The following is a 22,247-nucleotide window of genomic DNA, read 5'->3' as shown; positions in this document are numbered from 1 at the left end:
CGTTCACCTCGCCGGACGACATGAACGACCCTTTCATGGCGTCTCCGCGCGACGCCGGGTAGACCGCGCGGCCGGGTGTCCGGTCCCCAGGCGCTCTTGTACGGCGTTCAGCGGCCCGCCGGGACCACCGGACCACCGGCGCCCCGAGAGGCCCCTCACGGCCCCTCGGAGCCCCCTCACGGGCCCCGTGGCGCCTGGGGCACGAGTGACCGCTGTGACGCACTCCGAGCCCCTCCTGCACGGCCCGTGAGAACGCTCCGACGCGCCCGTCCGGAGAACTTCTCCGCCCGTGCCGGGTGGCGTACGGCACAGCGACGACGACGGAATCCGTGGAAAAACCCCAGGTCGAGCCGCTTTACTGGCGCTACCAGCCAGTAACCTGCATGATATTCGGCCGCTTACGCTCCGCTGACCCTCTTCAACGCTGCGCCAACCGGGCCCACCCCCGTGTGGCATCTTGACTCTCGGCGCCGCTGGGTTCACGCTTACTCCCGACGGCGAAACCGGCGGCCCTTGCGGGAGGGACAACCGGCTCGCCTGGAGGCATACCTGAAGACGTCGCGAGGCAGGCTGGGCCCCATCGGGAGCGCCCCCTGGACAGACCGCGCCGTTCGGGCTAGACTGCCTCTTTGCGCTGCCCTCTTTCAGGCTGCCCGGAGCCGGTAGTTAGGATAGTGGGCACACGGCACCCTTGACAGTCGCTGATAGCTGTTGCTATGGCGGCCGTCACCGCTCATTGTCCCCGGAAGGACGCATCTTGGCAGTCTCTCCCGCGAACCAGGCCACTGCTGCGACCACCTCGGCTGAATCTCGCTCGGAGTCCACGGGAATCCCCGGCGCGCCCAAGCGGGTTTCCTTCGCAAAGATTCGCGAACCCCTCAGCACCCCCAACCTGCTCGACGTCCAGATCCAGTCGTTCCAGTGGTTCACCGGGGACGAAGCGTGGTTCGAACGCCGTGTCGAAGAAGGTGAAGAAAACCCGATCGGCGGCCTCGAAGAGGTCCTGAACGAGATCTCCCCGATCGAGGACTTCTCCGGTTCGATGTCCCTGTCCTTCTCCGCTCCGCGCTTCGACGAGGTCAAGGCCTCGATCGAGGAGTGCAAGGACAAGGACATGACGTACGCCGCGCCGCTGTTCGTCACGGCCGAGTTCGTCAACAACAACACGGGCGAGATCAAGAGCCAGACGGTCTTCCTCGGCGACTTCCCGGTGATGACCGACAAGGGCACGTTCATCATCAACGGCACCGAGCGTGTCGTCGTGTCCCAGCTGGTCCGCTCGCCGGGCGTCTACTACTCGAAGGACGTCGACAAGACGACCGACAAGGACGTCTTCAGCGTCCGCGTGATCCCGAGCCGCGGCGCGTGGCTCGAGTTCGACGTCGACAAGCGCGACACCGTCGGCGTGCGCATCGACCGCAAGCGCCGCCAGCCGGTCACCGTGCTGCTGAAGGCGCTGGGCTGGACCACCGAGGCGATCCGCGAGCGCTTCTCCTTCTCGGAGACGCTGCTGGCCACCCTCGAGAAGGACCACACCGCCGGCACCGACGAGGCGCTGCTCGACATCTACCGCAAGCTGCGCCCGGGCGAGCCGCCCACGAAGGAGAGCGCGCAGACCCTGCTGGAGAACCTGTTCTTCAAGGCGAAGCGCTACGACCTGGCCAAGGTCGGCCGGTACAAGGTCAACAAGAAGCTGGGCCTCGAGACGCCGTACGACACCGGGACGCTGACCGAAGAGGACATCGTCACGACCATCGAGTACCTGGTCCGGCTGCACGCCGGCGAGGACAAGATGGAGGCCGCGAACGGCACCGAGATCCCGGTCGAGACCGACGACATCGACCACTTCGGCAACCGGCGCCTGCGCACGGTCGGCGAGCTGATCCAGAACCAGATCCGGGTCGGCCTCTCCCGCACCGAGCGCGTCGTGCGCGAGCGCATGACCACGCAGGACGTCGAGGCGATCACGCCGCAGACCCTGATCAACATCCGCCCGATCGGCGCGGCGATCAAGGAGTTCTTCGGTACCTCGCAGCTGTCGCAGTTCATGGACCAGAACAACCCGCTGTCGGGCCTGACGCACAAGCGTCGCCTCTCGGCCCTCGGCCCGGGTGGTCTGTCGCGTGAGCGCGCCGGCATGGAGGTCCGGGACGTCCACCCGTCGCACTACGGCCGGATGTGCCCGATCGAGACGCCGGAAGGCCCGAACATCGGCCTGATCGGCTCGCTCTGCTCGTACGCGCGGGTCAACCCGTTCGGCTTCATCGAGACGCCGTACCGCAAGGTCGTCGAGGGCCGGGTCACCGACCAGGTCGACTACCTGACCGCGGACGAAGAGGACCGGTACGTCAAGGCCCAGGCCAACGCGCCGATCTCGGACGACGGCACCTTCGTGGAAGACCGGGTCATGGCCCGCCGCAAGGGTGGCGAGGTCGAGCTGATCGACCCGCTCGACATCGACTACATGGACGTCTCGCCGCGGCAGATGGTCTCGGTCGCGACGGCGATGATCCCGTTCCTCGAGCACGACGACGCGAACCGCGCCCTGATGGGTGCGAACATGCAGCGCCAGGCCGTGCCGCTGCTGCGCAACCAGGCCCCGTACGTGGGCACGGGTGTGGAGCTGCGCGCCGCGGTCGACGCCGGTGACGTGCTCGTCGCCGAGCAGGCCGGCATCGTCGAGGAGCTCTCGGCGGACCTGATCACGATCATGCACGACGACGGCACGCGGAAGAGCTACGGGCTGTACAAGTTCCGCCGCTCGAACCACGGCACCTGCTTCAACCACCGCCCGATCGTCAACGAGGGCGACCGGGTCGAGCAGGGTCAGGTCATCGCCGACGGCCCGTCCACCGAGAACGGTGAGATGGCGCTCGGCAAGAACCTGCTCGTCGCGGTCATGCCGTGGGAGGGCCACAACTACGAGGACGCGATCATCCTCTCCGAGCGCCTGGTGCAGGACGACGTGCTGACGTCGATCCACATCGAGGAGCACGAGATCGACGCCCGCGACACGAAGCTGGGCGCCGAGGAGATCACCCGGGACATCCCGAACGTCTCCGAGGAGGTCCTGGCCGACCTCGACGAGCGCGGCATCATCCGGATCGGTGCCGAGGTCCGCGACGGCGACATCCTGGTCGGCAAGGTCACGCCGAAGGGCGAGACCGAGCTGACCCCGGAGGAGCGCCTGCTCCGCGCGATCTTCGGCGAGAAGGCCCGCGAAGTCCGCGACACCTCGCTGAAGGTGCCGCACGGCGAGACCGGCAAGGTCATCGGCATCCGCGTGTTCTCGCGCGAGGACGACGACGAGCTGCCCCCGGGCGTCAACGAGCTGGTCCGCGTCTACGTGGCCCAGAAGCGCAAGATCCAGCCGGGCGACAAGCTCGCCGGCCGGCACGGCAACAAGGGTGTCATCGGCAAGATCCTGCCGGTCGAGGACATGCCGTTCATGGAGGACGGCACCCCGGTCGACATCATCCTGAACACCCACGGTGTTCCGCGACGGATGAACATCGGCCAGATCCTCGAGCTGCACCTGGGCTGGCTGGCCTCGCAGGGCTGGACGATCGAAGGCAACCCGGACTGGGCGAAGAACCTGTCCGAGGAGCTCTACGACGTCGCGCCGGGCACGAACACCGCGACCCCGGTGTTCGACGGCGCGAAGGAAGAGGAGCTCACCGGGCTGCTCGGGGCGACCAAGCCGAACCGCGACGGCGAGCGCATGGTCAAGGAGAACGGCAAGGCCACGCTGTTCGACGGCCGCTCCGGCGAGCCGTACCCGTACCCGGTGTCGGTCGGCTACATGTACATCCTGAAGCTGCACCACCTGGTCGACGACAAGATCCACGCCCGCTCCACCGGCCCGTACTCGATGATCACGCAGCAGCCGCTGGGTGGTAAGGCGCAGTTCGGTGGCCAGCGCTTCGGTGAGATGGAGTGCTGGGCGATGCAGGCGTACGGCGCCGCCTACACGCTGCAGGAGCTGCTGACGATCAAGTCGGACGACGTGGTCGGCCGCGTCAAGGTGTACGAGGCCATCGTCAAGGGGGAGAACATCCCCGAGCCGGGCATCCCGGAGTCGTTCAAGGTGCTCCTCAAGGAGCTCCAGTCGCTGTGCCTCAACGTCGAGGTGCTCTCCAGCGACGGCGCGGCGATCGAGATGCGCGACTCCGACGACGAGGACCTCGAGCGCGCCGCGGCCAACCTCGGCATCAACCTGTCCCGCAACGAGTCGCCCTCGGTGGACGACGTCGTGCACTGATCGCGAGCTGAGCGAGGGGGACCGGCCTCCCGCAGGGCCCCCTCGCTCGCCCGCCCCCTCTCTAGCCGAAACAACCCCAAGGGGATCTAGACGTGCTGGACGTCAACTTCTTCGATGAGCTCCGCATTGGTCTCGCCACGGCCGACGACATCCGTCAGTGGTCGTACGGCGAGGTCAAGAAGCCGGAGACCATCAACTACCGGACGCTCAAGCCCGAGAAGGACGGCCTCTTCTGCGAGAAGATCTTCGGCCCGACCCGGGACTGGGAGTGCTACTGCGGCAAGTACAAGCGCGTCCGCTTCAAGGGCATCATCTGTGAGCGCTGCGGCGTCGAGGTGACCCGCGCCAAGGTGCGCCGCGAGCGGATGGGCCACATCGAGCTGGCCGCGCCCGTCACCCACATCTGGTACTTCAAGGGTGTTCCGTCCCGCCTGGGCTACCTGCTGGACCTGGCGCCGAAGGACCTCGAGAAGATCATCTACTTCGCGGCTTACGTCATCACCGGCGTGAACACGGAGCTGCGCCACAACGACCTGCCGACCCTCGAGAACGAGATCGGCGTCGAGCGCAAGAACCTCGAGACCAAGCGTGACGCGGACATCGAGGCCCGCGCGCAGAAGCTGGAAGCCGACCTGGCCGAGCTGGAGGCGGAGGGCGCCAAGTCCGACGTCCGCCGCAAGGTCAAGGAGGGCGGCGAGCGGGAGATGCGCCAGATCCGCGACCGCGCCGGCCGCGAGCTGGACCGCCTCGAGGAGGTCTGGACGACCTTCACGAAGCTCGACACCCGCCAGCTGATCGCCGACGAGCTGCTCTACCGCGAGCTCGTCGACCGCTACGGCGAGTACTTCACCGGCGGCATGGGCGCGGAGGCCATCCAGAAGCTGGCCACCGAGTTCGACGTCGCCGCGGAGGCCGAGAGCCTGCGCGACACGATCCGCAACGGCAAGGGGCAGAAGAAGCTCCGCGCGCTGAAGCGGCTCAAGGTCGTCGCGGCGTTCCAGGCCACCGGCAACGACCCGCGCGGCATGGTGCTCGACGCCGTCCCGGTCATCCCGCCGGACCTGCGTCCGATGGTGCAGCTGGACGGTGGCCGCTTCGCGACCTCCGACCTGAACGACCTGTACCGCCGGGTGATCAACCGGAACAACCGCCTCAAGCGGCTGATCGACCTCGGCGCGCCCGAGATCATCGTCAACAACGAGAAGCGGATGCTGCAGGAGGCCGTCGACGCGCTGTTCGACAACGGCCGCCGCGGGCGTCCGGTCACCGGCCCGGGCAACCGGCCGCTGAAGTCGCTGTCCGACCTCCTCAAGGGCAAGCAGGGCCGGTTCCGCCAGAACCTGCTCGGCAAGCGCGTCGACTACTCGGGCCGTTCGGTCATCATCGTCGGCCCGCAGCTGAAGCTGCACCAGTGCGGCCTGCCGAAGGACATGGCGCTCGAGCTGTTCAAGCCGTTCGTCATGAAGCGGCTGGTCGACCTGAACCACGCGCAGAACATCAAGTCCGCCAAGCGGATGGTGGAGCGCTCGCGGCCGCAGGTGTGGGACGTGCTGGAAGAGGTCATCACCGGCCACCCGGTGATGCTGAACCGCGCGCCGACGCTGCACCGCCTCGGCATCCAGGCCTTCGAGCCGCAGCTGGTCGAGGGCAAGGCCATCCAGCTGCACCCGCTGGTCTGCGAGGCGTTCAACGCGGACTTCGACGGTGACCAGATGGCGGTGCACCTGCCGCTGTCGGCCGAGGCGCAGGCCGAGGCCCGGATCCTGATGCTGTCGGCGAACAACATCCTCTCGCCGGCGTCGGGCCGTCCGCTCGCCATGCCGCGACTGGACATGGTGACGGGTCTGTTCCACCTGACCCGCCTCAACGAGAACGCCGAGGGCGCGGGCAACGCGTACTCGTCGCCGGCCGAGGCCATCATGGCCTTCGACCGCAAGGCGCTGGGCCTGCACGCCCCGATCAAGATCCGCGTCACCGACCGCCAGCCGGCCAAGGCCGACGAAGCGGCGCTCGCGGAGAAGGGCTGGGAGCCGGGCAAGCCGTGGCTGGCCGAGACGACCCTGGGCCGCGTGCTGTTCAACGAGCTGCTGCCGGCGGACTACCCGTTCATCAACGAGCCGATGCCGAAGAAGCGTCAGGCCGCGATCGTGAACGACCTCGCCGAGCGGTACTCGATGACCCAGGTCGCGCAGACCCTGGACCGCCTGAAGGACGCCGGTTTCTACTGGGCGACCCGCTCGGGCGTCACCGTCGCCATCTCGGACGTGCTCACCCCGGTGGGCAAGAAGGCCATCCTCGACGAGTACGAGGGCAAGGCCTCCCAGGTGGAGAAGCGCTACCAGCGCGGTCAGCTGTCGCACACCGAGCGCAACAACGAGCTCGTCAAGGTGTGGACGCAGGCCACCGAAGAGGTCCACAAGATCATGGAGACGGCGCTGCCGGACGACAACCCGATCGCCATGATCGTGAAGTCGGGCGCCGCCGGTAACATGACGCAGGTCCGGTCGCTGGCCGGCATGCGTGGCCTGGTGTCGAACCCGAAGGGTGAGTACATCCCGCGTCCGATCAAGGCCAACTTCCGTGAAGGCCTGTCGGTGGCGGAGTACTTCATCGCGACGCACGGTGCCCGGAAGGGTCTGGCGGACACGGCGCTCCGCACCGCCGACTCGGGTTACCTGACCCGGCGTCTGGTGGACGTCTCGCAGGACGTCATCGTCCGCGAGATCGACTGCGGCACCACCCGCGGCATCATGATGCCGATCGGCGAGGACATCGGCGACGGCAAGGTCCTGCGCGACCAGCACGTCGAGACCTCGGTGTACGCGCGGAACCTCGCGACGGACGCGGTCGACGCCAAGGGCAACGTCGTGCTGAACGCGGGCGACGACATCGGCGACCCGGCCATCGAGAAGCTGCTCTCCAGCGGCATCTCGAAGGTCAAGGTCCGCTCAGTGCTGACCTGCGAGTCGGCCGTCGGCATCTGCGCGACCTGCTACGGCCGCTCGATGGCGACCGGCCAGCTCGTCGACGTCGGCGAGGCCGTGGGTATCGTCGCGGCCCAGTCGATCGGTGAGCCCGGTACGCAGCTGACGATGCGTACGTTCCACCAGGGTGGTGTCGCCGGTGACGACATCACGACCGGTCTGCCCCGTGTGCAGGAGCTCTTCGAAGCTCGTGTCCCGAAGGGCAAGGCGCCGATCGCCGACGTCGATGGCCGCGTGCGCATCGAGGAGAGCGAGCGGTTCTGGAAGATCACGCTGATCCCGGACGACGGCGGCGAAGAGATCGTCTTCGACAAGCTGTCCAAGCGTCAGCGGCTCGCGAACACCCCGAACGGCCCGCTGGGCGACGGCGACCACGTCAACGTCGGCCAGCAGCTGCTCGAGGGCACGCCGGACCCGCACGAGGTCCTGCGGGTCATGGGGCCGCGCGAGGCGCAGATGCACCTGACGGACGAGGTCCAGAAGGTGTACCGGGCGCAGGGTGTGTCGATCCACGACAAGCACATCGAGGTCATCGTGCGGCAGATGCTGCGCCGCGTGACGATCATCGACTCCGGTGCCACGGACTTCCTCCCGGGCGAGCTGCCCGAGCGGACCAAGTTCGAGGCGACGAACCGGGCCGCGGTCGCCGAGGGCGGCGAGCCGGCTTCGGGCCGTCCGGTGCTGATGGGCATCACGAAGGCGTCGCTGACCACGGACTCGTGGCTGTCGGCGGCGTCGTTCCAGGAGACCACGCGAGTCCTGACCGACGCGGCCATCAACGGCCGCTCGGACAAGCTCGTGGGCCTCAAGGAGAACGTGATCATCGGTAAGCTGATCCCGGCCGGTACGGGCATCAACAAGTACCGCAACATCCAGGTGCAGCCGACCGAGGAGGCGCGGGTCGCCGCTTACGCGATCCCGTCCTACGACGACGGCTACTACACCCCGGACGTGTTCGGTACGGGCACCGGTGCCGCGGTCCCGCTGGACGACTACGACTTCGGCCGCGACTTCCGCTGAAGCTGAGTCACCCGAAAGGCCCTCGCCGGTTTCCGGCGGGGGCCTTTCGGCGTTTCCGAAGTGATATCCGAAATGGCCGGTCACGGGACTAGGTTGGTCAGGTTCACGCGGTTCGGGGGCTTTGCGCGTATCCAACGGGTAATCAGGGGTGTCACTTCGTGAACAGATCCATCGTGCGAAGAGCGGCGGTCTACGCCGCCACGCTCGCCACCGCGTCGGCGCTGACCGGCGTGTTCGCGGTACCGGCCGGGGCGCAGGAGGAGCCGGCCTCGACCGCGCCGTCCACTTCGGAAGCAGCGCCGAGCAGTTCGGCGCAGCCGACGTCCAGCGCGCCGGAAAGCGAGCCGGCCGCTCGGCCGCAGGAAGAGCCCGCGCAGACAGCGCAGGTCGAGGTGGCTGTCGACTTCGACAAGGACTCCTACGCGACCGACGAAGAGGTGCACTTCACCTTCCGGCTGACGAACACCGGCGAGGTACGCGCGGTCGGTCTCCGGGTGTTCAACGCCTTCGGCGCGCCGACCGACCTGCAGGTCCCGTACGACAGCTGGGGTCCGCTCAAGGGCCAGCCCGGTATCGCCCTCGACCCGGGAAAGACCTTCGAGCTGGCGCTCACCGGGAAGATCCACGACGTCGAACAGACCTCGGCGACCGTGGCGGGAGCCGTGTTCGACGAGACCGGCGCCAATGTCGCTCCGTCGTTCGGCTTCAGCGTTCCGGTGACCAAAGCAGTTGTTCACCCGCAGGGCCTGGTGTTCGGCGACAAGAACGGCAACGGCGTGTTCGACGCGGGCGAGCAGCTGGCCGGCGCGGAGTTCAACCTGAGTTACGCCTACGGCAGCGGCGCGAACACGTACAAGGTGGTCAGCGACGCCGACGGCAAGTTCTCGGTCGCGCTCCCGGCCGCGGACTACAACCTCGGCGGCCTGCCGGTCCAGGGCTGGCTGATCCCGTACCAGACCGTCCACATCGGACCCGCCACGAAGGATCTGCTCGTCCGCGGGGCACCGCCGCTGAACGGCGCGCTCAAGGCGTCGATGGCCTTCACACACGACACCTACGAGGTGGGCGACGTCGCGCACCTCACCGTGACGCTCGCCAACTCCGGCTCGCTCCCGCTCACCGGCATCGTCGCCGCCTGCGCCCGGTTCGGGGCGAACTACGAGCTGACCGGCCGCGGCAGCGGCTGGGGCGATCTCCACTGGTCTCGCGGGGTGACGATCGCCCCCGGGCAGACCCGGACGTTCGACGTGTCCGAGACGGTGCCGGCGGGCGCGTTCGACCGCGGTCTCGTGACGGCGTCCTGCGACTTCGGCTACCGCGAGGTCGACATCGAAAACCACGCGAAGGCCGACGACCGGGCCGCGGTTCCTGGTGCGAAGGCCGCCGTCGTCGGTGACGTCGGGGTGTACGGCGACCGCGGCGAGCTGAAGCAGGTGATCGCCGGGGTCAAGGTCGTGCTCGTGTCCGGCGAGCACTGCCCGGTCGCCGGCGAGCAGACGACCGACGCGAAGGGGCACTTCGAGTTCCACGGTGTGGTCCCCGGACCCGACTACCGGCTGTACTTCCTGCCGCCGGCCGGTTGGAAGGTCAAGTACGAAAACCCGGCACCGATCCAGGTCTTCGGGCCGGAGGACCACCCGAGCCGGGTGGGCATCGACCTGGAGCAGGGCGACGCCCCGGCGCCGGCCGTGCCGGTCAACCCCGCGGACTGCACCGCCACCACCCCGACCTCGACCACCCCCGCCGCCGGTGGGACCGGGGGTGGCGAAAGCGGCAGTGGCCTCGCCAGCACCGGCGTCGACGCGCTCGGGATCGGCGCGCTCGCACTGATCGCTCTCGCGCTCGGCGGTGGCCTGGTGCTCGGCGCCCGTCGGCGTCGTTCGGCCTGACCGAACGAAACCGGCGGCCCCGGTCCACAGTGGACCGGGGCCGCCGTCGTCAGCGCAAGCCGCGGTGGGACACCGGGAAGTCGAAGTACGTGTCCGGGAACGGCTCGCCGTTCAGCGTGTAGTGCCACCACTCCTCGGGCAGGTTCCGGAATCCCGCCGCCGTCATGGCGTTCCGCAGCACGTCGCGGTTCGTGCGCGCGATGCCCGTGATCGCCGGGTTGTCGGTGTGGGCCAGCGGGTCGAAGCAGTCGTACCCGGTGCCCATGTCGACCATGTTGTCCGGGAACCGGTCCTCCGCGAAGCACGGCTTCAGCGGTTCGCCGGGACGGTACGGCCGCTGGTGGCGGGCCGGGAGCTTCACCAGCGTGAGGTCCATGGTGCTGCCGCGGCTGTGCCCGGACTTCTCGGCGATGTACCCCTCTTCGAACAGCCGGTCCTTCTCGACGTTCGGGTAGAACTCGGCCTTCATCTTCTCGTCGGCGAGGTCCTTCGCCCACCGGACGAAGTGGTCGACCGCGCGCTGCGGGCGGTAGCAGTCGTACACCTTCAGCGTGTAGCCCTGCCGGAGCACCTGGGCCTGCGCCTGCCGCAGCCCCGCGGCGGCTTGGCGGGTCAGGATGCAGGTCGGCTCGAGGTAACCGTCGATCCGCTGCCCGACGAAGTTGTGCCGGGTGGCGTAGCGGATGTCCTGCAGGATCGACGGCGCGACGTCGGACAGCGCGACGAAGCCGGAAGGCGGGGCGGCGGCCTGGGCGGGGACGGCGAAAGCGGCCGAGGCGGTCAGGGCCACGACCAGTGCGCGGAAGATCGGCATCCCACTCGTCTACCAGCTCGGCACCCGGCGATCAGCCGCCAACCGGTCAGGACCAGCCTTCCGACGTCGTCGCGCGAAGAAAATCATCGGACGGCGGCTGCACCGGCCGTCCCTCGAACTGCGTCGACAGCACCACCGACGACCGCAGCTCGCCGTGCTTGCCCAGCCGCTCCAGCAGGCCCTCGAAGTGCTCGAGCGACGCCGCCCGGATCTTCAGCATCGTGCAGTAGTCGCCGGAGAGGCGGTGGATCTCCACGACCTCCGGGTAGTCCTCGGACTTCGACGTCTTCAGCAGGCAGCTGCTCAGCGCGCAGCGCATCTCCACGAACGCCTGCAGCGGCTGGCCCGCGCGCCGCGCGTCGACCCGCGCGCGGTAGCCGGTGATCACCCCGGTCTCCTCCAGCCGCCGCACCCGCTCGGCGACCGCCGGCGCCGACAGGTTGATCCGGCGGCCCAGTTCCTTGAACGACAGCCGCCCGTCGGCCTGCAGCAGGTCCAGCAGCCGCCAGTCGACGTCGTCCAGCGGCTTTTCCGAACGGAAGGTCATGGGCCCCATTTTCCTTCCGAACCGCGGCCGGGGCCACGCATTTGCCGTTCACGGCTCCTTCGAACGGCCCACCGAAGTTCCTAAAGTGGCTGGTCATGGGGACTTTGACGACGACCGGCCGGGCTCGGTCCGTGGGAGCGCTGTTCGCCGGTGTCGCGTTGCTCAACACCGCGACGGTCGGCCTGAGCACGGCGGCGACGCTGATCGTCGCCGCGGGCAGCGGGCCAGGCTGGAGCGGCTTGCCGAGCGTGGCGAACGTGCTCGGCACGGCCGCCGGAGCGCTGGGCGCGGGCCTGCTGCTGCCGGGCCACGGCCGGCGCCGCGTGCTGACCGCCGGGTACGCGGTCGCCGCGGCGGGGGCGCTCGTCGCGTTCGCCGGCGCGCTGATGACGTCGCTCGTGCCGCTGCTGCTCGGCATCCTGCTGGTCGGGCTCGGCAACGGCGGCGCGCAGCTGTCGCGCTACCTGGCCGCGGACCTCTACCCCGAGGACCGCCGCGGCCGCGCGCTTTCGAACGTCGTTTGGGCCGGGACGATCGGCGCGCTCGCCGGGCCGGCGCTGATGGCCCCCGCGGCGGAGGCGGCGGGGAGCTTCGGCTGGCCGGCGTTGTCCGGACCGGTCGCCGTCGCGGTCCTCGCCACGGCCGGCGCGGCGCTGGCGGCGGCGTTCCTGCCGCGGCACGTCCCGGTCCGGCGGGAAGCGCCGGTGAGCGCTCCCGGGCGGGCGACCGGCGTCGCGCGGCCGCTGGTCGCGATGGTCGCCGCGCAGCTCACCATGGTCGCGGTCATGACCATGACGCCGTTGCAGCTGCAGGACCACGGGCACGGCCTCGGCGTCGTCGGCTGGGTGCTGAGCGCGCACCTGTTCGGCATGTTCGCGCTGGCGCCGCTGTCCGGCCGGATCGCCGACCGCTGGGGCCCGCGCGTCACGATCAACGCGGGCCTCGGCGTGCTCGCGCTCGCGTCGGCGACCGCGCTCGCCGCCCCGACCGCGCACGCGTCCGGCTTGCCGGTGGCGTTGTTCCTGCTCGGGTACGGCTGGAACCTGGTGTTCGTCGGCGGCAGCGCGCAGCTGAGCCGCGACCTCGCGCCCGCGACGCGCAGCCGGGTGCAGGGGACCGTCGACGCGGTGGTCTGGTCCGCGTCCGCTTTGGCCGGTTTGGGGTCGGGACAGCTGTTCGCCGGCGGCGGGTACGCGCTCGTCGCGGTCGTCGGCGGCGTGCTGGCGCTGCTTCCGTTGGCCCTGCCGGCATCCCGTGACGGGCGGTAGCCGCGTCGTTGTCGGCAAATCTCTCGTCCCCGGCGCCGCGGCCGGGTGGCGAAGATGGGCCGTGGCTGACTCTGTGCCCTTCACGGACAACTTCGCGGACCTCTCCAACACGCAGGGGTACCAGTTCGAGTTCCGCTGCGAGCGCTGCGGGAACGGCTTCCGCTCCGCGTTCCAGCGCGACAACGTCGAGACCGGGCGAAGCGTGCTTCGCGCCGTCGGCTCGTTCTTCGGCGGGACCCTCCGGGACCTCAGCAACTCCGCCGACCAGTGGCGCTACGACCGCGCGACGAACTCGCCGGCCAAGGACCGGGCGCTGGCCGCCGCCGTCCAGGAGATCACCCCGAGCTTCCGCCAGTGCCGCGGCTGCGGTGACTGGATGTGCCACGACCAGTGCTGGAACGAGGAGATCGGCCAGTGCCTGCGCTGCTCGCCGAGCGTCGCGGAGGAGATCTCGCGCGCCCAGGCGTCGGCCCAGCGCGACCAGATCTGGGACAAGGCCCGCGAGAAGGACTGGACCGCCGACCTCGACCTCGACACCCGGGCGAAGGTCACCTGCCCCGGCTGCGGGCTCAAGGCCGACGGCGGCAAGTTCTGCTCGTCCTGCGGCACGTCCCTGGCACTGAAGGTCCGCTGCGGCGGCTGCGGGAGCGAGGGCAACAAGCCGGGCGCGCTGTTCTGCTCGGATTGCGGCACCAAACTCTGACCGGAGTTCCCGGCACTTCATAACGAATCCATAACTCGCAGCCCCGGCGTTCAGGCGCCGGGGCTGCGCCATTGTGACCAACCGTGACACGACCGGTTGGTCTAGACGTCCCGCTCACCCATTCGGCCTAGAGGTGCTCGTCAACTCGGTCCACCTCGTGGGAGATTCACCCGATTGGGTCGAGTCTCATTCTTTGATCACGGCTGGACGCTTCGTCCGCTTGGCGCGAATATCCCGTCCAGGTCGGCTGACGTCAGCTTTCCGTTGTGTCCCAACGGTTTCCGTCCGTGAACAAAGAACTGGGAGAACCATGCGATCAACCCCGTTGCGCCCGGGCCGGTGGCGAAAGGTGGTGACCGGCGCCGCGGCTCTCGCCCTCGCGGCAGGCGCCGTCACGTACACCGGTTCGTCGACCGGCGCCTACGCCGACGTCCAGACCGTCACCGACGCGAAGACGGCGGCCGACGGCAAGCAGTACTGGGTGCAGAACCACCTGGTGACGAAGGACCTCGCGCGGTCGGAGAGCGGCACGCCCAAGAAGTGGCTGCTCGTCTGGGCCGGTGACGAGAACATCGCCGACACGCTCGTCAAGGACGTCAAGAACCTGCCGGGCACGCTCGGCGGCGGGCTCAACAAGATCAAGAACGCCTTGCCGGGTCCGGACTTCCTCGCCGTGATCGACGCAACGCAGGGTTCGCCGACCTACGGCAAGGTCGTCAACACCGCGACCGTCGGGCCGCTGGTCGAGAACGAGCCGCACCACATGCAGTACGTCTGGCACAAGGGCGACACCATCTACGCCGGGGCGCTGTTCGCCGCCGCGACGTACGCCTTCGACGTCAGCGCGCTGCCGCAGCTGAAGCTCAAGGGCGTCAGCCTGCCGACCAACACGCTCGGCGGGAGCGTCCCCGACGCCTACTGGGTGCTCAAGGACGGCACCGCGTACGGGACGTACATGGGCGGCCCGGTCGTCCCGGGCCCGCACGCCTACGCCGACGGCTCCACGCAGATCGGCAACGGCTTCGCGGGCAGCCCCGGCGAGGTCGTCCACTTCGGACAGAACGCCGAGGTGCTTTCCGAGTCACCGGCGGCGACCCCGCAGGGCGACAACCAGAAACTCTGCGACAACCTGCCGCAGCTGGGCAAGCCGACCTGCGCCAACCCGCACGGGATCCAGGCCCGCGAGGACCTGAACACGCTGGTCACGTCCGACTACGCCGAGCCGCGCAACATCATCCTCGACCCGGTGAAGCAGCCGTCGCCGTACCTGCGCCGGCCGACCGTGCGGACCTGGGACATCTCCGACCGCAACCACCCGAAGCTGAAGTCGGTGTCGTACCTGCAGGACGGCCCGCGCGCCGATCCGGCCGACCCGCTGCACGCCGAGAGCCGCGCGGTCATGGAGACCACGGTGACCAACCTGCCGGGCCACAAGGGCGCGTTCGCCCAGACCATGCAGGGCGGCGCGGTGTTCTACACGCCGGACATCACCGCGGCCGAGCCGCACTGGATCGAGGTGTTCGACGACGGCGCCGCGAACAAGTCGATCTACGCCAACAACGACTCGAACGGCGCCAGCTCCAACGGTGGCTGGATCCAGACGAGCCCGGACGACAAGTACCTCTACCGCGCGATCGTCGGGCGGCAGAAGGGCACCCTCTCGGCCGACGACCCCGGCACGACCGGCGGCGTCTACGTCCTCGACATCCAGAAGCTGGTCAACGCCGGCGACCGGATCGAGGACATCCAGGGCCGGGTCGACACCAAGGCGAAGGCGCAGCAGGGCGGGGGCGGCGACCTGCCGACCGTCGTCGGCGCGGCCCCGATCAACCCCGGCACGCCGGGCGCGGGCCCGCACTGGGGCGCCTACGACAACTGGGCGCTCGGCAGCGACGGCTTCTACCACGAAACCACGTCGCCGCAGCACCTCGCGGTGTCGAACTACTTCGTCGCCCGGTCCGGTTTGGACGGTGACCACAAGGTCAACCTGCTGAACCTGGGCCCGGACGGGAAGGTGTCGGTCGACTCGAACTTCCGGGACGAGTTCACCGGCCAGGTCGGCATCAACTTCAACCGCAAGTCGTGGCCGCACGGGGACTTCGGCAACGCCAAGCCGCACTCCGAGCTGTTCGTGGTCGCCGACGCGAACATCAAGTAGCCGACGCGGGCGGGGTCGTTCGCGGCCCCGCCCGCCTCTCCCCGGAAGGTCACGATGGAACACGACCACTCCGCGCCCACCGGTTCGTCCACTGTGGACGTCCTGGCGCTGGTGCTCCGGCTGGCCCTGCTGCTGTCCACGGCGTTCCTCGCCGGTGGCGGCCTCCTGCGCGCGCCGGGGCAGCGGCCGCGGCGCACGCTGTACGTCCTCGGCGGGGTCTCGGCGCTGCTCGCCGTGGTGTCGGCCTTCGCCGCCGACGTCAACGTGGTCGCGCTGGCGATCCACGTCGTGCTCGCGGTGGCGGTGCCGGTCCTCCCGCGGGCCACCCGCTGGACGTCGGCCGCGCTGCTGGTGCTCGTCGTGCTGGAGACGTCGCTCGGCGGCACCGGCGTCGAGTTCGCGATCGACACGGTGTTCGTCGCCGCCGCGGCCGTGTGGTTCGGCTTCGCGCTGCTCGGCCCGGCCACGACGGCGGCCGTCCGGCCCGGGCCCCTCGCGCTCACGCTCGGCGGCCTGCTGGTGCTGGCCGGCGCGGTGCGGTTCGGGTTGTCCGGCCTCGGCTTCGACCGGCGGCTCTACAGCACGCTCTTCGGGCTCGCCGTGGTCGCCGTGGTGGTGCTGCCGGTCGTGGTGAGCGTGCTCGCCGGGGTCTTCAAGGCCCGCGCGTACCGGTTCGGCGTGCTCGGCGTCGCGCTCGGGTTCGTCGCGTGGAGCGCGCTCGGCGCGATCCCGGTGCCGCCGCCGCTGCCGGTGCCCGGCGTGCCGCTGCTCGCCGACGAGGCCGGGTTCCCGGTGCTGGTCAGCCCGCAACGGCCGGGCCGCAACGTCGTCCACTTCCCGGCGAGCGCGGGCAACGACTTGTCCGTGGGAGCCGCCGGGCTGGTCACGAAGGCCGTCGCGCGGCCGGGCGCCGAGGGCACCTGGGCCGACGTCGAGCTGCCACCCGGCCGCAGCGACCTGGAAATCCACCGCGGTGACACGACGAGCGTCGTCGAGGTGGACGCGGGGACCGCGGCCGGTCCGGCGATCACCGACGCCGACGCGCCGGAGTGCGCTTCGGCCGCGCTCGGCGGCCTGGTCGCCGGCCGCGCCGACGTGCTGAGCGCGTGCCCGTCCGACGCGCTGACGCCGGAAGACGGGGGAGCGCTGGTCAAGCTCGTCGAGTTCCTCGCCGGGCGCAAGCCGTCCGCGCTGACGCTGGTCGAGGACGACTCCCCGCGCGGGCTCGCGGCCGCGAAGCTGGTGCGGGAAACCGCGGCGCGCACGGGCCTCGCCGTGCGGCCGGACGCCGGGCCCGACACCGCGCTCGTCGTCGTCTCCGGCTGGAGCGCCGGATACACCGCGATGACTCGCGCCGCCGAGCTGCAACGCCTCGAACCCATCCACCAGTACGGGCTGTACCTGGCGCCGTGGCTGCTGAACGGGCCGATCGTCAACGCCGTCGCGAGCGCGTCGCTGCCGTTGCGGTTCGACCCGCGCGAGGCGACGGCGGTCGGGTACGCCGTGGCGGTCGGCAACCGCTTCGGCGGCGAAAGCCCGACGCTGGGCGGCTTCCGGAACTGGCTCGGTGCGGCCGGGTCCGCGGGCGACGTCCAGATCTTCGCCGCCGCCCAGGTCAACGCCATGCCGATGTATCCCACCGAACCCCACGCCACCGGGATGGTGATGGACCGCGACTACGCGGGCCAGTGGGTCCCCGACGGAACCATCGTGCCGATCACGTCGGTTCTCCGCTGAAAAACCGTTACCACGAAAGGAAAAGCATGAAGCGTCTCGCTGCCCGCGTGCTGCTGCCGCTCGTCGCGGCGACGGCGTTCACCGGCCTCGCCGCCGGTGTCGCCTCGGCCGACCCGACCGACGGTTCCGTCTGGCTCGTGCCCGGCGTCGACCTCGGCAGTGTGCTCGGGCCGGTCGGTCAGCCGGTCGACCTGCTCGCCCCCGTCTTCGACCTGATCACCGCTGTTTCCTGAAAGGCAGGCACCCCATGAAGAAGACCCTCGCTGTCGCGCTCCTCACCGGTGCGGCCCTGTTCGGCGCGGCGGCGCCGGCACTGGCCGCCGACGCCCCCGGGGTCGTCGTGGTCGACGAGCCGGACACCAGCGGCCTGAACAACATCTGGACGTTCGCGCCGCTGGGCGTCCCGGTGCTCGGCCTGATCCAGTCGATCAACGGCGTGCCGGGCAAGATCCTGCCCTCCTTCTGACCCGACGGCGGCCCCTCGCGCCCGAGGGGCCGCCGCTTTCCCTGGGGAGTCCTCATGAACCGGCAGCTGGTGGGCAGGCTCGGCATCGCCGTGATCGCGATCGCGGCCGTGACCGCGGGCATCTTCATCCTCGGCGACGACGGTTCGCCGCCCTCGCCGCCGGCGGTCGCCGTGGTGGGGGAGCCGTCCCTGTCGTCGGTGCCGCCGCGCACGATCATGGCGACGGTGACGTCCACCTCGACCCCGCCCGCGCCGTCCGGCTACCAGGTGGTCTACGAGCTGGCCGGCACCGGCACGGCGACCGTCGTCTACGACGCGAACGGCCTCGGCCTGGTCCACCAGGAGCTCGAGGTCCCGCTGCCGTGGCGCAAGGAGCTCTCGTGGGCGGCACCGGGGTCGATCCAGCTGCTCGGGCAGGGGAGCGGCGCGGTCGAATGCCGCGGTCGGCGGCCGGGTGGTCAAGACGCAGAAGTCGGCACCCGGCGAGGTCGCCGCCTGCGTCAGCTGAGTGCCTTCGCGAACCAGTGCTCGGCGAACTGCTCGTCGTTGAACGGCTCGACCTCGGCGTAGCCGACCTTCGCGTAGAGCGCGCGGGCCTCGACGAGGTCGTGGCGGGTGTCGAGCCGCATGAGCCGCGAACCGAGCTGCCGGGCGGCGTCCTCGGCGGCCGCCACCAGCGCGGGCGCGCCGCCGGTGCCCCGGTGGGCCGGCTTGACGAAGACCTTGGTCAGCTCGCTGATCCCCGGCGCGACGACCCGGGTGCCGGCGCAGCCGCCGACCTCCCCGCCGAGGTACCCGACGAGGAACGCCCCGGTGGGCGGCACCAGGTCGGTGCCCGGCTCTTCGGCCACGTAGTGCGCGAGCTCCGCCTCGGTGATCGGGCGGCCGAAGTAGCGCGAAGCGACTTCGGCCATGTAGTCGCGCATGATCGCGACGGCGTCCGGGTGGGCGACGTCGATCCGGGTGATCTTCCAGTCCACGTCCTCATCCTGCGGTCGCTGTCCAGCGAATTCCCCGTGGCCCGGGCACGATGGGGGGATGACGCCTCTCACGAAGCGCCTGGCGGTGGTGGCCGTCCTGCTCATCACGGCGGGCGCGATCCTGCTGTCGGTGGGCGCGATCGGCTTCCGGGCGACGTCCGATCAGCCCGACGCCAACATCGGCGCCGGCTTCGCCCTGCTGGCGGGCCCGTACGTCGTGGGCCTGGGCCTGGTGTTCGCGTTGTCGGCGGGGCTGACCCACCTCACTACGCGCCGCCGCTGACGCTCCACAGCGCCGCGGGCAGGCTGTCCGCCAGGTCGTCCAGGTAACCGGCCTCGGCCACGATGTTCTCCCGGGTCGCGCAGCCCGGCCCCCACGTCCGCGCCGAGCCGTGTTCGACGACGACGTCCCGCTGGGCGAACCGCGGGTGGGCGGCCAGCCACCGGGCCAGCTCGGCCTCGAGCCGCGCGTCCGTCGGCATCGACACCTTGCCCGCGGTGATCCGCAGCTCCGGGCACGGCGGCACCCGCACCTGCGTGACGTGGACGTCGCGGAAGTACGTGTGGTCGTCGAAGTGCCGGTACGGCTCCTGCGCGTCGATCGCGATGGCCGGCCGGTCGCCCTGGCGGAACTCGACCCAGGTCGTGGCGCTGCCGGCCAGCGGGCGGCCGCTCGGGTGGCGCACCCCGAACGTCGGCACCGCCCGCGCGTCGGTGGGCACCCCGCTGTCGAAGACCCCGCCGCGCTCGGCCGCGAACGCCTTGAACCAGTGCTCCTTGCGGCTTTCGACGAACTTCGTGTGCGAGCGCCACCAGATCGCTCCCGCGGCCACGAAGATCGCGGCGACGAGCACGAGCACCACAGCCAAGAGCATCAGAAGTCCAGGTCCTCGCGGGTCTCTTCGTCGGATTGGTTCCGGCCGGTCTCGCCGTAGTCGCTCGCCTTCTTGGCGTTCTTGACGTGGCTGTTGAGCTTGCCGAGGTGATCGTTGAGCGTCTTCGCCGGGTTGTCGCCGGGCTTGGCCGGGTTGAACCCGAAGACGCCCTTCGCGGCCGCCTCGCCGCCCTTCTTCGCGATCTCCGACAGGGCGTTCTTCCCGGCCCGCTTGCCGATCATGCCTTCGGCGCCCTTGAGCTTGTCGACCAGGCCCATGCCCGCGTCGCGCTCCGCGATCTCGCCCAGCTTCTTCGCGGTCTTGCCCTCGGCGAACACCTTGCCCAGCTTCGTCGCGGCCAGCTTGGCCTTCATCTTCTGCAGCCAGTCGAGGATCTTCTGCAGCAGCTCGCGGACCTTCGAGACCTTCTTCGTCGTCTTCGCCGCGGTCGTGCCGAGCTTGACCTCCGACGCCGTCCCCGCGGTCGCGACCGACGCGCCGCAGCTCGGCACGGCGGCGGCCAGCGCCGGGATCCAGATCATGATCAGCCAGGTGACCAGCTCGGTGAGGATCGCCTTGATCAGGTCCTCGATGAAGCTCATCAGCATGCTGCTCAGCTGCAGCATCTGCGCCATGTCGCCGGACTTCGCGGAGACGCCGCCGATGCCGTGCGCGAACTCGCCCAGCGACCTGCGCGCCGCGTCGCCGGCGTCGCCCTTCCAGTCCGCCAGCGACGTGTCGGCGACCTCGGCGAAGTTCTTCGCCAGCTGGTCCAGCCCGGTCGCGATGGCGTTGAAGTTGTCGGCCGCGATCCCGAGCGCCGGCCCGTCGCCGCTGACGAAGTGGATCGCGTCCTGGATCGGCTGGACGGCGCTGATCAGGAAGTTCAGCCCCTGCCCGACGAGCCAGCCGAGCGGGTCGGTGGCGATGTCGGTGATCGTGCTCGCGCTCGACTGGATGAAGGACGTCGTGTCGGTCGCGATCGTGCCGAGCCCGAGCGCGATGTCGACACCGTCCGGGTGCGGCGCCGTGGCGGCCTTGGCCACCGAGAAGACGTCCTTGCCCACCGTGACGGCGCTGCCGGCGATGGGGATGGCCTTGACCGCGTTGCCGACGTTGACGCCCAGCACGGTGTCCGGGTCGTCGCTCTTGACGTTCACGCCGCTCGCGACGTCTTGGTACTCCGCCATCGTGGTGGCCCCCTCAGGGCTTCTTCGGGCCGTCGAGCAGGACCTCGACCTGCCCGAAGAAGGCCTTGTGGTCGTCTTCGGTGCCCTGGTAGACGTTCGCCGCGTCGGTGAACTTGCCCTGCGCCGACGTCAGGCCGTCGGCCATCGACGCCAGCAGGTCGCGCAGCTCGTGCAGCGTCTCGTCGTACCCGTGCTTGGTGAACAGGCCCACCACGCCCCACGACTTGTCGCCGACGTCGGCCTGCCCGACCTTCTCGGTGAACTTCGCGCCCTGGTCCTTGTACTTGCCGAGCACGCCGACGTACTTCCGCAGCGCTTCGACCTCGACCTGGTAGCCGCCGGTCCCGTCGGGCATCAGTCCTCCTCGTCGAACAGGTTCTTCAGGAAGGTGTCGCCCGCGGACCCACCGGTCGACGGTGGTGCCGGGGGCGGCGCCGCGTCGTCGGACGGCCGCAGCACCCGCTCCTCGGAGAAGTCGTCCGGAGCGGCCGGCCGCTCCCGGGCGGGCGTCTCTTCCGCCAGCTTCGACCGCATTTCTTCGACGGTGGTTCCGAACGCCTCGGCCTGGGTCTCCAGGACCTGGTCGACCAGGCCGTGGTCGTCGCCGAGGTGCTCCTGGACGAGCACGGCCTGCCGCCGGGCCGCTTCGCCGACCGCCTCCCGCAGCGTCGCCATCAGCGCCGCGGACAGCGCCTGCGGCCCCTTCGCCAGCGCGGCGTCGGTGAACTTGACGTCGAGCACCGCCCCGCCCGGCCCGGTGACCACGGTCACCCCGCCGTCCGGCGACGACGCCCCCGCCCGCAGCTCGGAGAGCTGCTGCCGCATCGCCCCGAGACCGGCGAACCGCTCGTCGACGTTCCGGATGCCCGACTGGAACCGCTCGAACTCGGTCACCAGCTGCTCGAACTCGGCCGCCATGCCCTTCGTCCCCTCCCGATCGCGTGTGTGCCCATCGTGGCGGTGTGACGCACGGAACGGCCGATCCGATCCCACTGCGTCACCCGGTCGGGTAATGGGTAGGTTTCCGGCCGCAAGGGGAAGCAGGGATGAACGCTAGGAGTGTGTGATGACCAGCACCGAAGGGGCCGGCCGGCCCGACGAGGAGCCGAAGTCGACCGGGAGCCACGCGGCGCCCGAGGGGGCCGGCGTGCACCCGCTGATCGACCTGTCGCGCGACCCGAACCCGGGCAAGCCCGACCACGCGAAGCCCGAAGAGGACTGAGACCTCCGGACCGTCGCCGACCGGCGGTCCGCGATGTCGTGAAAGGGTCGTTCACCTCGCCAGACGACATGAACGACAGAGAGGATGGGGGTGAGCACCTCCCGCCAGGGTCTGACCCTATGAACGACTGACC

Annotated in this window: 19 protein-coding genes; 12 read left to right on the top strand and 7 right to left on the bottom strand. The window is 70.0% G+C overall.

What is annotated here, in order from left to right:
* Window positions 1-757: 757 nt before the first annotated feature.
* The 3 genes from rpoB to EIY87_RS18995 all read left to right on the top strand — a co-directional run bounded on the left by rpoB (window position 758) and on the right by EIY87_RS18995 (window position 10,154).
* Complete coding sequence (rpoB, locus tag EIY87_RS19005) at window positions 758-4,261, top strand: DNA-directed RNA polymerase subunit beta (protein ID WP_125310014.1); 3,504 nt, start codon at window positions 758-760, stop codon at window positions 4,259-4,261.
* Between the two features lie 92 nt (window positions 4,262-4,353).
* Window positions 4,354-8,265 carry a DNA-directed RNA polymerase subunit beta' gene (locus EIY87_RS19000; protein WP_125310012.1) on the top strand — a complete coding sequence of 1,304 codons (3,912 nt, stop codon included), beginning with the start codon at window positions 4,354-4,356 and terminating at the stop codon, window positions 8,263-8,265.
* A gap of 158 nt (window positions 8,266-8,423) precedes the next feature.
* Complete coding sequence (locus EIY87_RS18995) at window positions 8,424-10,154, top strand: hypothetical protein (protein ID WP_225439939.1); 1,731 nt, start codon at window positions 8,424-8,426, stop codon at window positions 10,152-10,154.
* A 49-nt stretch (window positions 10,155-10,203) separates the two neighbouring features.
* Here EIY87_RS18995 and EIY87_RS18990 read toward each other — a convergent pair whose 3' ends face one another.
* Window positions 10,204-10,968: a M15 family metallopeptidase gene (locus tag EIY87_RS18990; RefSeq protein WP_125310009.1), complete on the bottom strand. Its 765-nt coding sequence runs from the start codon at window positions 10,966-10,968 to the stop codon at window positions 10,204-10,206.
* 46 nt (window positions 10,969-11,014) lie between these two features.
* Complete coding sequence (locus EIY87_RS18985) at window positions 11,015-11,515, bottom strand: Lrp/AsnC family transcriptional regulator (protein ID WP_125310006.1); 501 nt, start codon at window positions 11,513-11,515, stop codon at window positions 11,015-11,017.
* Between the two features lie 95 nt (window positions 11,516-11,610).
* Between EIY87_RS18985 and EIY87_RS18980 the strand changes: the two genes are divergently transcribed.
* From EIY87_RS18980 to EIY87_RS18955, 7 genes are all read left to right on the top strand, one after another.
* Entirely contained in the window at window positions 11,611-12,783 is a 1,173-nt protein-coding gene (locus tag EIY87_RS18980) for an MFS transporter (protein ID WP_125310003.1), read from the top strand.
* 61 nt (window positions 12,784-12,844) lie between these two features.
* A complete protein-coding gene (locus EIY87_RS18975) occupies window positions 12,845-13,486 on the top strand; it encodes a zinc ribbon domain-containing protein (RefSeq protein WP_225439938.1) in 642 nt (213 codons plus the stop codon).
* 310 nt (window positions 13,487-13,796) lie between these two features.
* Window positions 13,797-15,644, top strand: coding sequence for a hypothetical protein (locus EIY87_RS18970; RefSeq protein WP_125310001.1), 1,848 nt, complete (start codon window positions 13,797-13,799; stop codon window positions 15,642-15,644).
* A gap of 54 nt (window positions 15,645-15,698) precedes the next feature.
* On the top strand, window positions 15,699-17,381 hold the full coding sequence (locus EIY87_RS47640) for a hypothetical protein (RefSeq protein WP_158641310.1): 1,683 nt from the start codon (window positions 15,699-15,701) through the stop codon (window positions 17,379-17,381).
* Between the two features lie 26 nt (window positions 17,382-17,407).
* Window positions 17,408-17,614 (top strand): hypothetical protein, encoded by a 207-nt coding sequence (locus tag EIY87_RS18965; protein WP_125309999.1) that lies wholly within the window; start codon window positions 17,408-17,410, stop codon window positions 17,612-17,614.
* 14 nt (window positions 17,615-17,628) lie between these two features.
* The gene (locus EIY87_RS18960; protein ID WP_125309997.1) at window positions 17,629-17,847 is read left to right on the top strand and encodes a hypothetical protein; all 219 of its coding nucleotides are present in this window, start codon (window positions 17,629-17,631) and stop codon (window positions 17,845-17,847) included.
* A gap of 54 nt (window positions 17,848-17,901) precedes the next feature.
* Window positions 17,902-18,417 (top strand): hypothetical protein, encoded by a 516-nt coding sequence (locus tag EIY87_RS18955; protein WP_225439937.1) that lies wholly within the window; start codon window positions 17,902-17,904, stop codon window positions 18,415-18,417.
* On the opposite strand, the gene EIY87_RS18950 is transcribed toward EIY87_RS18955, so the two are convergent.
* Window positions 18,348-18,827, bottom strand: coding sequence for a GNAT family N-acetyltransferase (locus EIY87_RS18950; RefSeq protein WP_225439936.1), 480 nt, complete (start codon window positions 18,825-18,827; stop codon window positions 18,348-18,350). The two genes, EIY87_RS18955 and EIY87_RS18950, sit on opposite strands and share 70 nt — an antisense overlap.
* Before the next feature lie 58 nt (window positions 18,828-18,885).
* Here EIY87_RS18950 and EIY87_RS18945 point away from each other — a divergent pair, with 58 nt between their 5' ends.
* Window positions 18,886-19,110: a hypothetical protein gene (locus EIY87_RS18945; RefSeq protein ID WP_125309993.1), complete on the top strand. Its 225-nt coding sequence runs from the start codon at window positions 18,886-18,888 to the stop codon at window positions 19,108-19,110.
* Here the strand turns inward: EIY87_RS18945 and EIY87_RS48365 are convergent.
* Genes EIY87_RS48365 through EIY87_RS18925 form a run of 4 tightly spaced genes read right to left on the bottom strand, consistent with a single transcriptional unit; the run spans window position 19,094 to window position 21,810 of the window.
* Window positions 19,094-19,702: a hypothetical protein gene (locus EIY87_RS48365; protein WP_225439935.1), complete on the bottom strand. Its 609-nt coding sequence runs from the start codon at window positions 19,700-19,702 to the stop codon at window positions 19,094-19,096. The genes EIY87_RS18945 and EIY87_RS48365 overlap by 17 nt on opposite strands.
* Window positions 19,702-20,892: a hypothetical protein gene (locus EIY87_RS18935; protein WP_125309991.1), complete on the bottom strand. Its 1,191-nt coding sequence runs from the start codon at window positions 20,890-20,892 to the stop codon at window positions 19,702-19,704. Before EIY87_RS18935 ends, EIY87_RS48365 begins: the two co-directional genes overlap by 1 nt.
* Window positions 20,893-20,905: 13 nt before the next feature.
* The gene (locus tag EIY87_RS18930) at window positions 20,906-21,247 is read right to left on the bottom strand and encodes a hypothetical protein (protein ID WP_125309989.1); all 342 of its coding nucleotides are present in this window, start codon (window positions 21,245-21,247) and stop codon (window positions 20,906-20,908) included.
* Window positions 21,247-21,810: a YbaB/EbfC family nucleoid-associated protein gene (locus EIY87_RS18925; RefSeq protein WP_125309986.1), complete on the bottom strand. Its 564-nt coding sequence runs from the start codon at window positions 21,808-21,810 to the stop codon at window positions 21,247-21,249. Before EIY87_RS18925 ends, EIY87_RS18930 begins: the two co-directional genes overlap by 1 nt.
* Window positions 21,811-21,958: 148 nt before the next feature.
* Between EIY87_RS18925 and EIY87_RS18920 the strand changes: the two genes are divergently transcribed.
* Window positions 21,959-22,114, top strand: coding sequence for a hypothetical protein (locus tag EIY87_RS18920; protein ID WP_125309983.1), 156 nt, complete (start codon window positions 21,959-21,961; stop codon window positions 22,112-22,114).
* Window positions 22,115-22,247: the final 133 nt, after the last annotated feature.

This window comes from Amycolatopsis eburnea, assembly GCF_003937945.1.
Lineage (GTDB): Bacteria > Actinomycetota > Actinomycetes > Mycobacteriales > Pseudonocardiaceae > Amycolatopsis > Amycolatopsis eburnea.
The sequence above is the reverse complement of the archived record's forward strand: the minus strand, read 5'-3'. Positions and strand labels throughout refer to the sequence as shown.

Coding starts and splice junctions, on each gene's coding strand:
- EIY87_RS18925 (WP_125309986.1), bottom strand. CDS start 21,810: ATGGCGGCCGAGTTCGAGCAGCTGGTGACCGAGTTCGAGCGGTTCCAG.
- EIY87_RS18990 (WP_125310009.1), bottom strand. CDS start 10,968: ATGCCGATCTTCCGCGCACTGGTCGTGGCCCTGACCGCCTCGGCCGCT.
- EIY87_RS48365 (WP_225439935.1), bottom strand. CDS start 19,702: ATGCTCTTGGCTGTGGTGCTCGTGCTCGTCGCCGCGATCTTCGTGGCC.
- EIY87_RS18980 (WP_125310003.1), top strand. CDS start 11,611: ATGGGGACTTTGACGACGACCGGCCGGGCTCGGTCCGTGGGAGCGCTG.
- EIY87_RS18920 (WP_125309983.1), top strand. CDS start 21,959: ATGACCAGCACCGAAGGGGCCGGCCGGCCCGACGAGGAGCCGAAGTCG.
- EIY87_RS18955 (WP_225439937.1), top strand. CDS start 17,902: ATGAACCGGCAGCTGGTGGGCAGGCTCGGCATCGCCGTGATCGCGATC.
- EIY87_RS47640 (WP_158641310.1), top strand. CDS start 15,699: ATGGAACACGACCACTCCGCGCCCACCGGTTCGTCCACTGTGGACGTC.
- EIY87_RS18945 (WP_125309993.1), top strand. CDS start 18,886: ATGACGCCTCTCACGAAGCGCCTGGCGGTGGTGGCCGTCCTGCTCATC.
- EIY87_RS18960 (WP_125309997.1), top strand. CDS start 17,629: ATGAAGAAGACCCTCGCTGTCGCGCTCCTCACCGGTGCGGCCCTGTTC.
- EIY87_RS18965 (WP_125309999.1), top strand. CDS start 17,408: ATGAAGCGTCTCGCTGCCCGCGTGCTGCTGCCGCTCGTCGCGGCGACG.
- EIY87_RS18985 (WP_125310006.1), bottom strand. CDS start 11,515: ATGACCTTCCGTTCGGAAAAGCCGCTGGACGACGTCGACTGGCGGCTG.
- EIY87_RS18930 (WP_125309989.1), bottom strand. CDS start 21,247: ATGCCCGACGGGACCGGCGGCTACCAGGTCGAGGTCGAAGCGCTGCGG.
- EIY87_RS18935 (WP_125309991.1), bottom strand. CDS start 20,892: ATGGCGGAGTACCAAGACGTCGCGAGCGGCGTGAACGTCAAGAGCGAC.
- EIY87_RS18970 (WP_125310001.1), top strand. CDS start 13,797: ATGCGATCAACCCCGTTGCGCCCGGGCCGGTGGCGAAAGGTGGTGACC.